This window comes from Nostoc sp. (genome assembly GCF_036919495.1).
Taxonomy (GTDB): Bacteria; Cyanobacteriota; Cyanobacteriia; order Cyanobacteriales; family Nostocaceae; genus Nostoc.
Genome location: NZ_JBALBZ010000213.1, coordinates 1 through 11533, shown reverse-complemented (window position 1 = coordinate 11533; position 11533 = coordinate 1). Strand labels below are relative to the sequence as shown.

9 protein-coding genes and 1 pseudogene are annotated in these 11533 nt (G+C 42.1%); 6 read left to right on the top strand and 4 right to left on the bottom strand.

Features of this window, described 5'->3' with window-relative positions; genetic code table 11:
* Nucleotides 1-105 precede the first annotated feature (105 nt).
* The 3 genes and pseudogenes from V7K25_RS30755 to V7K25_RS30745 all read left to right on the top strand — a co-directional run.
* Nucleotides 106-303 (top strand): annotated as a pseudogene (locus tag V7K25_RS30755) (hypothetical protein); the annotation flags it as partial.
* Between the two features lie 836 nt (nucleotides 304-1139).
* A complete protein-coding gene (locus V7K25_RS30750; RefSeq protein WP_335163588.1) occupies nucleotides 1140-1466 on the top strand; it encodes a hypothetical protein in 327 nt (108 codons plus the stop codon).
* Nucleotides 1467-1790: 324 nt separating this feature from the next.
* On the top strand, nucleotides 1791-4265 hold the full coding sequence (locus tag V7K25_RS30745; RefSeq protein WP_335163586.1) for an S-layer family protein: 2475 nt from the start codon (nucleotides 1791-1793) through the stop codon (nucleotides 4263-4265).
* An 89-nt stretch (nucleotides 4266-4354) separates the two neighbouring features.
* Here the strand turns inward: V7K25_RS30745 and V7K25_RS30740 are convergent, their stop codons facing one another.
* Nucleotides 4355-4597 carry a hypothetical protein gene (locus V7K25_RS30740; RefSeq protein WP_335163585.1) on the bottom strand — a complete coding sequence of 81 codons (243 nt, stop codon included), beginning with the start codon at nucleotides 4595-4597 and terminating at the stop codon, nucleotides 4355-4357.
* Nucleotides 4598-4662: 65 nt separating this feature from the next.
* The gene (locus V7K25_RS30735; RefSeq protein WP_335163583.1) at nucleotides 4663-5694 is read right to left on the bottom strand and encodes a hypothetical protein; all 1032 of its coding nucleotides are present in this window, start codon (nucleotides 5692-5694) and stop codon (nucleotides 4663-4665) included.
* Between the two features lie 162 nt (nucleotides 5695-5856).
* Between V7K25_RS30735 and moaA the strand changes: the two genes are divergently transcribed.
* Together moaA and V7K25_RS30725 are read left to right on the top strand one after the other, a co-directional pair.
* Nucleotides 5857-6843: a GTP 3',8-cyclase MoaA gene (moaA, locus tag V7K25_RS30730; protein WP_335163581.1), complete on the top strand. Its 987-nt coding sequence runs from the start codon at nucleotides 5857-5859 to the stop codon at nucleotides 6841-6843.
* A 357-nt stretch (nucleotides 6844-7200) separates the two neighbouring features.
* Nucleotides 7201-7695 (top strand): quercetin 2,3-dioxygenase, encoded by a 495-nt coding sequence (locus V7K25_RS30725; RefSeq protein WP_335163580.1) that lies wholly within the window; start codon nucleotides 7201-7203, stop codon nucleotides 7693-7695.
* 334 nt (nucleotides 7696-8029) lie between these two features.
* Here V7K25_RS30725 and rpsD read toward each other — a convergent pair whose 3' ends face one another.
* Nucleotides 8030-8638: a 30S ribosomal protein S4 gene (gene rpsD, locus V7K25_RS30720; protein WP_152589456.1), complete on the bottom strand. Its 609-nt coding sequence runs from the start codon at nucleotides 8636-8638 to the stop codon at nucleotides 8030-8032.
* A 453-nt stretch (nucleotides 8639-9091) separates the two neighbouring features.
* Between rpsD and V7K25_RS30715 the strand changes: the two genes are divergently transcribed.
* Nucleotides 9092-9811, top strand: a complete 720-nt coding sequence (locus tag V7K25_RS30715; protein WP_335163578.1) for a hypothetical protein — start codon at nucleotides 9092-9094, stop codon at nucleotides 9809-9811.
* Between the two features lie 820 nt (nucleotides 9812-10631).
* Here V7K25_RS30715 and hetR read toward each other — a convergent pair.
* Nucleotides 10632-11531 (bottom strand): heterocyst differentiation master regulator HetR, encoded by a 900-nt coding sequence (gene hetR, locus V7K25_RS30710; protein ID WP_100898938.1) that lies wholly within the window; start codon nucleotides 11529-11531, stop codon nucleotides 10632-10634.
* Nucleotides 11532-11533 lie beyond the last annotated feature (2 nt).

Below are 11533 nucleotides of genomic sequence, written 5' to 3'. Positions count from 1 at the left end.
TACAATATCTAAATTTTAACCATTTTTTATATTAAATTGTAGTTGTTAAAATCTAATTAATTTTGATTCTCGCCATAAAAGTAGCGGAAGAACCATAATTCTAGTGTTGCAACACAGGAGAAAATCAGAATGATTGAAGGGCTAACCAAATCTGGAAGTAATCTGTCTCACAGTTTTAAGCAGTTTTCTGTTCCCACTATAACCACAGTCTACTGCAAGAACACCGCAGATATTGATAACATTATTAGCCTGGTCACAGTTCAGAAGTACGGTATATCAGCCGACGCAGTTCAGAAAATTTAGCACAATATAGACCAAAGTCAAATTCAAAATGAGGATTGCCCCAATTGCACTTGCACTTGCTGGGACAGGAACCTTAAAAAATGGGTTCCTTGCCCATGTAATGAAGCTTAACACTATTACCTGAATTCTTAATTTCTTGAGAATTCAGGTAATAATATTGCTCTATAAAGCCCATTTTGTTGGCGTAGCCCGTCGTAGACATCGCTTTTTTGCAATGACCTTCACAGAAGCGATCGCCCCTTCAGGGCAAACGCATCTAAATTACTCTTGATCGAAACGAAGGTTAATAACCAACGAAAAAATAAGGATTTCGCGTTTGATTATTTTTTAAGCCCCAAAGCGATCACTTAAAATTTTCGCAATAAGCAAAAGTTAATGACATAATTTTTAACTCTATTGAAAATATGGCTTGCTTATTGACATGGTGCGGCCGCCCTGGATCGCCCCTTCTAATCAAATTAGGTGTGGTGCGATCGCTTCTTTGCAATGACCTTTATACAAGCGATCGCTCCTTGTACTCAAACAGGTGTGGGTGCGATCGGGTAGTCCACCAAAGGTATTGCTTATTCACTATGGTAGCCAGATTTATGAATGCTTTAAGGAAATCCGACAGAAGTATATGAAGTTTAGTTAAAAAATGCGTAATTATTACTAGCCAAGTTGAAGTAATAACTATGGGTACTTGCAAAAGTTTTATTAGTCTAATTCTTTTGTCCCCCTTTAGACCCTGTATCCTTGATTCTTTCGTTGCCAAACTGTACTAATCAAATTCGCATTAATTAGTACATCATAAAATAACTTTACACATTTACCAGTCTCCAAGGAGAGCAAAATTTATGGATTCTCAAACTTCACAGTTAACAGTTATAGATGCTCAAACATTACAGCAGTTAGAAGACGAAATTAAGAAGGAATTGAGTGACATACTTAATAACTCTAATTTCGGCGAAATACTTGACAAATATGGCATATCAGGAAAAAATTTTGTAAAAATTCAGTGCTTACTCGATTTTACTCAAATTGAAGTTACTGATGCTGAAGCCAAGAAATTTTTGCAAACAATTATTCAAGAACAAAAACCAACGTTGACAACACTTTCTATAGGTGGTTATTGTAATCCTTGCCCAGTACCCGGCTATCCTCAAGGCTGCTGGGTAGCTTAGATATAACTAAACTTACATCTAGTCATGCGCGAGGGTAAGCAAGGTAAATAATTTTCATAAACAATTTTGCAATAGCAATATTAAACAATGCTAATGGAATTATGACACTTAAACCCTTGCTGCTGCCTCAGTATATTCAAGATTTTTACTGCTAAAGAATATCACTGATCCTGCTAGTAAAAGCTTTTTTAGTGAAGATGAAAATTATAATTTATTCACTTATTAGCTAGGCTCTAGAGTTCATGTTGGATTCTTATTAGTTTTAATAATTAATTCAGCAGTATTTCAGTACTAAACCATTATTTATAGGGTGCAAATTTTGTTATGACTCAAAACAGCAGGGTTTGGTACTGGCAGCTAAGTCTAATAAGTTCTTTAGCAATTACTGGAACACTCACCTTATCTGAGTATTGTGCCTTGGCACAGATTAAAGAGGATGGCACTCTCGGAACTAACAGTTCAATGGTTACACCCAAGCTGATTAATGGTCAAAATACTGACCAGATAGATGGTGGGGCAACTCATGGTACAAACTTGTTCCACAGTTTTGAACAGTTTTCTGTTCTCACTGGCAATATAGCCTACTTTAACAATGCGGCAAATATTAATAACATCATCACCCGAATAACGGGCAAGTCTATTTCTAATATTGATGGCACACTTCGAGCTAATGGCACAGCCAACCTTTTTCTAATTAATCCTAATGGGATTATTTTTGGCCCCAATGCTTCTTTAAACATTGGCGGTTCATTCGTGGCAAGTACGGCAAGTAGTCTGAACTTTGCCGATGGTACTAAATTTAGCGCCACAGATCCCCAAACCACACCCCTTCTGACAGTCAGTGTTCCCGTTGGCTTACAATTTGGAGCTACACTAGGAACCATCCGCAATCAATCCCAAGCAAGTCCAGGTGGCGCAATCAATGACTCGGCAGCACCTGTTGGTCTACAGGTGCTGCCAGGTAAAACCTTGGCACTTGTAGGGGGCGATTTGTTACTGGAGGGAGGAAATTTAACAACAAAGGGAGGACGAATAGAGCTAGGAAGTGTTGCTCTTAATAGTCTGGTTAATATAAAGCAAATAGACCAAGGTTGGGGCTTGGGATACGAAAGTGTAAAAAATTTCCAGGATATCCAACTAACTTCGCGAGATGGAATCCCTTCTTACGTAAATGTCAATGGTGAGGATGGAAGTAATATTCTGGTGCAAGGCAGGCGCGTACTCATAACTGGTTCCTCACAGATTTTGGCTAATAGCCTGAGCAAACAACTAGTAGCAAATTTGACGGTTACTGCCTCAGATACTGTAGAACTAATCGGCCCCGGTAATCCTTTGAGGGTTGGGACTGATCGTAAAGGAGGCGCTGGAAACTTAACAATTAATACTAGCAAGTTGATTGTCAGCAATGGAGCAGAAGTGTTTCTTGATACTTCTACCTCCGATTCGGTAGGACAATTGACCGTGAACGCCTCAGATTCTGTGGAACTAATCGGTGGTATCTCCTTTCCACCCTCCTCTTTTTTTCCAGATGGTGGTTTTATACCTAGCAAATTGTCTAGCGCAACTTATGATGTGGGAAATGCTGGTAACATCACGATCAATACTCCGAGGTTAAGTATTCAGAAAGGGGCACAGGTGTCAACACAGTCTGACGGACAATTTCTATTTGCTGAGAACCAATTTAAACCCGCTACGGGGCAAGGAGGGAAGTTGACTGTGAACGCCAAGTCCATAGAATTAGCTGGAACTTCACCAAATGGTTTTACGCCCAGTAGCTTGTCTACTTCAACTAGAGGTTCTGGATCTGCTGGAGATGTAGATATCACAACCGGGCAATTGATTGTCCGAGATGGAGCTGCAATAAATGTGAGCAGTGAAACTCGAAAGGATGTTGACTATCAAGGGGGTGTACCTAATTTAGGGAAAGCAGGTGAACTAAATGTAACTGCTCGCTCTATACTTCTGGACAAAGGAACACTCACATCTAATAGTGAGTCAGGTCAAGGTGGGAATATTGCCTTAGAGGTGCAAGACATGTTAATGATGCGCCACGAAAGTAAAATAACCACTAATGCAGAAGGTAATGGAGATGGCGGTAATATCACCATCAATGCACCTAATGGCTTCCTTGTCACCGCTCCTTCTGAAAATAACGATATCACCGCCAATGCCTTATCTGCCTCTGGTGGTAAAATCACAATCACCGCTAAGAGTATCTTTGGTTTTGAGCCGCGCACCCGTGCAGAGGTAGAAAGGCTGTTGAACCCGAAACAGCCACTAGATCCAAGTAGACTGCTAACAAGTGATATCACCGCATTTTCTCAGCAAAACCCTACATTAAATGGCACTATACAAATCAACTCACCAGATGTTGACCCCAGTAAAGGATTAGTAGAACTACCCACAAATCTGGTTGATGCTTCGCAGCAAATTGTTGCTGCTTGTGATTCTGGTGGAAAAATAGCCAGGAGTTCATTTATTACAACTGGTCGTGGAGGACTAGTAGCCGATCCTACGCAGCCATTGATAGCTGATGATGCGGTGTTGGCAGATTGGATCACACTCTCTCCAGAGAGTCAGAATCGTGCTGGCGTTATTCAGAAAAAAGTGGTTGCTCAGGCGCAGCCAAACACAGAAGAAAAATCACAGAAAGTCAATTCTGTCAATGAACCTACTCAAATTGTAGAAGCGCAAGGGTGGGTTATAGATGCTAATGGGAACGTGGTTCTGGTTGCTCAAGTACCCACTGCAACGCCCCATAACTCCTCGCTCACCGCTACATCTTGCGCTTCTCATTAGACGTGAGTTCAACAAACCTCTCCCTACCTTGAACTAAAGTTCAAGGCTGTCCTCTTGATCTGGAGAGGGACAGGTTTTACTATGTAAAATCAGCAAGAGGTCTTTGTCTTAAGTTTTTTAGGATAAACGCAATCAGCAATTGGGTTGGCGTAGCTAGCCATCAGCATAGCCGAAATAGCAAATGTAGTCACCAATGTAGCAAATGTAGTCACCAATGTAGCAAATGTAGTCGCCGAAATAGCAAATGTAGTTGCCGAAATAACAAATGCGATCGCCGAAATAACAAATGCGATCGCTGATATAGCAGGATCTAAATCCCCGTCACAAAACATAATTGCGTTAGCGTAGCGGGGCGTTCGCTTTTAGCGTCTCCAAGAGTTGCCCATTGCGAATTGTTTTAACTCGTCTCTTGAATTTGCAAACGAATAGTGTGTTCAGTCGCACCACTAAGTTGCAATTCCATGATTTCACCACCCAGAGGTTCCAAGCAAGTGAGGAGCGATCGCAAGTTGGGTGTACTTGCACCAGTATCTACATATAATCGATCTGCTAAATTACCGATTCGTTTCCAAGTCATGTACAATTTAGCGATCGTTTGTTCAATTTGCGATGCTTGATTCACCAAATCAGCAGCAATGCTCAAGCAGCCGACTCTTTGCGCTTCTTCTAAGGCTGTTTCAATATCAACATCTTCCTTCGTCAGCGCTTGGACTTGAGCCGCCCCTTTCAGATATTTGGCCAAGTTACGCGCTTCTGTAGTTACCTGTTTGAGGGTATCTACATCAGGATTAGCAGCAATTTCCTTTTGGATAAACTTTTGGTGCGATTCTGGCAGTTTTTCCATTTCCTTCACCAGTGGGGCGATGTAGCGCGGAGGAAGGGTGTTATCTGCTGCTTTTTCTTTGACTGATTCGGGTAATAAATCTGAGGACATGGCTGTCCATTCATCGCTGAGTTGACGCACTTCCCGCCTGGTGATGCGATCGCCTTTTTGGGCGGCTTCACTCACCATCTGTTGCACTTCTGGGACTGCTTTGGAGGTTTCAACAAATGCCCGTTTGCTGAAGTTGTTTACAGTTCCGGGATCGAGTTTACCGTCTTCGATGAGAGTATCGGCACTATTCGCCAGTTGAATCCAGGAGTATGCTTGACTTTTGCTGATTTCCCGCTCTTTTAGCCATCGCAAAAAGCCAGTACCGCGTCCGTCACCACCTACTTTCTCTCTGTCGCGGATCGCCCGTAAAATTCGCCCTCGCCAGATTTCAGTTTGCAAATCAAAGCGATCGCATACCTGCCACGCTACTTCTAGCTGCTGTTGAAAATCTGACTCTAGAATCTGTTCATCTTCTGGATCGGGCAGTTCAAAGCTGATATCTGCTGGCTGTAGTAAAGCAGCAGCAAGGTCGTTTATGGAGTCGGTGTCTTGCACGATTGATGACTAACTAGTGGATGCGATCGGCTTATTATGCCACAATCTGTGGACTCTCACTTAAGGGGGAGTACGGTATCTTGAGTTACAACAAATATAGTATGAAGGCGTAAACCATCTTTGTAAAGTCTTTAATTAATCAGAGACAATAAAAATAAAACGATGAATCAGGTAGACTACCTCCGCATAAGCTTAATCGATCGCTGCAATTTTCGTTGTCAATACTGTATGCCAGAGGGAGTAGAACTAGACTATATTCTCAAGCAACAGCTGTTGACTGATGAAGAATTACTCACCTTAATTAAAGAGGTATTTATTCCAGTAGGCTTTAAGCAGTTTCGGTTGACTGGGGGTGAACCCTTGTTGCGTCCGCGCGTGGTAGATTTAGTAAGCGCGATCGCAAGTCTCCCCCAAACTCAAGACCTCTCAATGACCACCAACGGTTTTTTGCTGGCTCCGATGGCACAAAACCTCTACAATGCAGGGCTGCGACGAATTAATATTAGTCTGGACTCTCTTGATCCCGACATTTTTGAGCAAATTATTGGTAATCAGGGGCGTTCTCGTTGGCAACAAGTTTGGCAGGGCATTCAAGCTGCCCATCAGGTCGGATTCGACCCCCTGAAGCTGAATGTGGTGGTGATTCCTGGTGTTAATGACCAGGAAGTTCTCGATTTAGCTGCTCTGACAATTGATAAACAGTGGCACGTTCGATTTATTGAATTTATGCCCATTGGTAATGTGGATTTGTTTGGCGATCGCGGTTGGGTATCTTCAGCCGATTTACGGCAACAAATCCGCGATCGCTGGGGCTTGACAGAATCACAAGTTCGTGGCGCTGGCCCTGCTGATGTTTTTCAAATTCCCGGTGCGAAGGGGACACTAGGATTTATTAGTCAAATGTCGGAATGTTTTTGCGATCGTTGTAACCGGATGCGCTTGAGTGCTGATGGCTGGCTGCGTCCTTGTTTATTAAATGAAACTGGTCAAATAGATTTAAAAACTGCTTTGCGTTCTGGCACTAGTACCACTCAATTACAAGAGCAGGTAAGTAGTTTACTAGCAATCAAGCCAGAAATTAACTTTAAAGGGCGCGATTCTGGTAGTAAGGGTATATACACCCGCACGATGTCGCAAATTGGCGGATAGTCATTGGTTAGAATTTGACTTTGGACAAAAGAGGTAACAGCTTTGATTAAATCTCTGCCTACTGATGGTGTTATCGATCTATTATCCCAAGATATTGTAGTGCCATTGAGTCAGCAAAGATTAAAAATAAAGAAATAAGTTGAGCGATGGCTACGCCAACGTCTGCGACGAACGCTTTAAATTGAATCATTTTTAGCATTATTAAAGGTAATTGTCTTACTTCCTTTTCGTACCAACAATCGTAGGAAACCCATTGGAGCTTAATTACTGGACTTTTTAATCATAGCTAGGCTGTGTTTTGTTGATTTGTGCAAGCGGCGCAATCTGTTTGTCATAAAACTCAGGAGATGATTGAAAATGACAATTAATTATGGAATATTATCGCAACCAGGTGAAGGTGATAGTTATTCAGTAGCAGGCGATGTAGCCACCTTTAAAGCTACAAGCGAACAAACAGATGGCAAATATGCACTGTTTGAAGTAGTACTTGTACCCCAATTAGGCCCGCCGCCACATATTCATAGTAGAGAAGATGAAGCATTTTATATTCAAGAAGGTTCGATTGAGTTTTATCTTGATGAACAAACAGTTGTAGCAACTCCCGGAACATTCTTGCATTCTCCCAAAGGCCAACTCCATAGTTTTAAAAATATTGGTTCTGTACCAGCTAAAATGCTGATTTGGGCTACTCCAGGTGGAATAGAAAAGTTTTTTGCACAAGTCGGAACTAAAGTAGAAAATTCGTCAGTTCCACCGTTACCTATAACTCAAGAAGCCATTGACCGGATATTAGCAACTGCTCCAGAATATGGAATTACAATTGTTCTTCCTGAAGCTGATAATTCTCCATAAAATTGTGGCTTTGATCCAATACCGAAAATAATTGGATATTTGGCAGGACAAGAAGAATCGTAGGTTGGGTTGAAGGTCGTGAAACCCAACAAAGCCATGATAATGTTGGGTTTCGTTCCTCAACCCAACCTACAACAGTTTTATTTTTTAGCCTTAACTAAACCGTATTGCACACTAAATAGCCGACCTCAAAGGAAAAATAAGAGGTGTGCTTGAATACAGATCCCCATACTAATTATTCTTAATTAAAAATAAAAAGTGTGAGCAGAGGTTTCGCTTCTTCTGCTCACACTTTGGGACTTGCCCTTTGCAAATAACTAAGGACAAATGACTATTACGCTTGTCGTGAGTAGTATTCCACCACAAGTAGTTCGTTAACTTGTAGTGCCACCCATTCGCGTTCAATAACGCTGTTGACTCTACCAACCAACTTATTTTTGTCAAACTCCAAATGACTGGGGAGGTTTGCCAAACCGGGATATTGCAAGTTAGCTTCCACTAACTTCCGTGATTGTGCCCGATCTCTGACCGCAATTACTTCACCAGGACGGCATTGATAGCTGGCAATATTAACCACACGACCGTTAACAGTTACGTGACCGTGATTTACCAGTTGACGAGCTGCTGGGATAGTCGGGGCTATACCCAAGCGGAAAACGGTATTATCCAACCGCATTTCTAGCAATTGCAGCAGCACTTGTCCGGTAGAACCAGTAACACGTCTGGCTTTCCGCACATAGCGTAGCAATTGCTTTTCAGTCAAACCGTAGTTGAAGCGGAGCTTTTGCTTTTCTTCTAGACGGATAGCATACTCAGAGCGTTTTTTACGGTTCTGACCATGCATACCAGGTGGGTAGGCGCGTCTGGCGCTTTTACGAGTTAATCCTGGTAAATCGCCTAAGCGGCGGACAATTCTGAGGCGTGGCCCTCTATATCGGGACATGAGTTTCCTTAATCTAATCCTGTTTAAACTTTACCCAAACATTCCATTTTGACATTCCCCTGATAAAAAATCAGAGCATTCTTGGTTTTGTGAGGCTGCTTGCCTTGGTATGACGTATCCTACCAAAGTAGAGGCATCAACTTTTGCGCCAGTTGTTTTAAGTCGGTACCGACATACTGGCTTCCAAGCTTGAATTCCGACGTGCCCCGCCGTACTCCTGCCAATAAGTTTTTTGTGTTTATTTAGTTTCGTAGGCTACTCAATCATCAGATTGGTTTACGCAGTATTCTTACTCTGAAATACTTTTTACGTTGCCTACTTATCTTTCAAACAGTTATATTAACACAATTTCCGGCATAATTAATTATGTCTATAGCTTGCTACCGCCGAAATTATTGAATTACAGAGGATTTTTAAGATATTTGAGTTAGCATAACTTTGGGTGTTTGGAGAATGGCAACATCAATGAGCAATAAAGCGGTTAATAGAGGTAAGAACAAGCAAGCCAGTTCCACCTCCAGGATTTTAACAGTACCAGTTTTGGCTATAGCTGGATGCTTGGCAACGATCTTACCAAATACAGCGATCGCTGTTTCCTACAACAATGATTATAGTGTCTGTGCGGGTCGCCTCCTAAAAGTGGGTGTAACGACAGTAGCGGCATCACAAGGTTGTTCAGCAGCACTGCGTCCAAGGGATTTGGCTGCTTGCGTGGTTAAAATTGAGAAGGAAACCCAAATTGCCGCGACAGATGCACTTTCTTCTTGTGGAAGGGCCCGTCGTCCTGAGGAGTTAGCTACCTGTGTAGTTGGCGTCAGCTTAAGTACCAAGGAAGAAGCTAATCCCTTAGTTCTAGATTACTGTGGACGTAGTTTGTTACCCGTGCGCTTTGGACAGTGTGTGGTTGGCTTGCGTAGTCAAATTGACTTTCCCGCTACACAGGCGTTAGATACTTGTATCAGTGCTGATGATAGTGTTATCGGTGCTTCATCTTCCTCTCCACCATCAACTATAATACCTGCCGGTTCAAGTCCAAGTTTAGAGACTACCCCATTTCCAACGCAACCAAGCGTTCCAACACAACCAAGCGTTCCAACACAACCGAGTGTTCCAACACAACCGGTTATTCCAACGCAACCGATTGTTCCAACGCAACCCGGCACAACGAATTAATTACAGTCCTTTGTAATTAACTGAGAATACAGGTTAATTAGTAGGGTGGACATTAAAATGTCCACCCTACTAATCTGTTAAGTTTAAATTAATGGGTAATACCAATTCTGTATGAAGATGCGCCAAATTATATAAGGAATGAACCGCAAAGAGCGCAAAGGGCACAAAGAAAGAAGAAGCCAAAAAAATTCGGCGCAGCCTCACAAAAAAATGGTATAAGCTGTTCCACATTTAAATTGCATAAGCTGGGCGGTCAAAATGCCCACTCTACAAGAGTTATATTTCGATTATGTAAATTAGATATTTTTGAGATTAAGCACGCTTTGTGCTTACTACAAACCTTCAAAACTAGCTTAGACATTGTACTTACTGCTCTATCGCATTAGTTATGAGAGGTGAACAAGTTCGTAGTAAGGAGTTTAGTCTTGAATTTTTAAGCACGCTTTGTGATTACTACGAACTCATCAAAATTAATCAGACATACCACTACCATGAATGAAGCAAAAATATCTATATAAAACCATAATTATCCTCTGCTTGCAAATTATGCAAACTAAACACTTACAATACAAAAGTCACAAAACTGCTTGTGACTTTTGTACTACTATTGCTAGTACAGTGTTACAATCTAAATAGATCAACCATCTCCCTACTTTAAGCAACGGACAAAATCAGTGGAAAGCTTACTTTATAAGCTTTTTGAATTTTACGTAGTGCTACTAGTACAGTCCGGCGAAAATAAATTACCATTTCATTACAGCCAGAAAGCCCACAATTAAAGCATGGGTGACTTTTGACTTTTGACTTCCGCCCTGCGGTGCTAGTCTTCTCTTTCGCCAAAAACTGTCTGTAAAATTACTGGAATACCCCCGTCTTGGTGATATTTATCTGCCCAGGCTCGGATAACTTCATCCAATTCTTCCATAGCCTGCTCCATTTTTTCTGGGAGGATATCAAGTTCTTCTAGCAAGCGCATGGCATTTCGTCGCCGTTCTGCCCAATTTTTCATCATGCGGAAATACCGAGCGGTATCTTCTACCATGATGTAAGTGCGTTCTTGATCGTCTGCGGGAGCATAAAAAGGACGGGTAAGAGCATAGAAGGGCATTCCCCAAGGAGAATCAATGCGTGTTACCGTTCCTGAGTAGAGCAGACGGCGCTTGATATGCTCACCCAAGGCTTCACTCAAAGGCATTTGGTGTTCGGGTGGCAAGTCTTCTTGCGATCGCCTGTGCAAAAACTCGATCAAATCCAGAAACTCAAAAGAGCTAACTAACTGAGCGTCAGGTAGATTACTGGGCAGTTTTTGCTCAATTTGTCTTTTTTCTTCACTTGTCAGACTGGTACCAGGAACGCGCGATCGCCCTGGTTGCCAAGGATACTTTTCTAGCCAGACATAAGGCAATTGAATTAAATAGCGCGGTTCCTGAGAACCCAGCATCTTTAATAGTTTGCCTTCTGTTAGAGCCTGTCTGACTTCTTCGACAATAATTTTTACCCGTTTCGGCTCTAGATGGTGCAAATGCCCTGTCATCCGCAGGTTTTGCCCCTGCTCTAGATAGGTCATGTAAATTGCACACTTTGCTGCTGTTGCGGCTGCGTCTAAAAATGCCCCATGCCTGTGCCCACTCGTCCGCATGGCACTAAAAGCCAGATAAAGCATGATCTGATCCATCGCACTGGGGTCAAGACGTTTGATCAGATCTATGTCGTTACTCATAT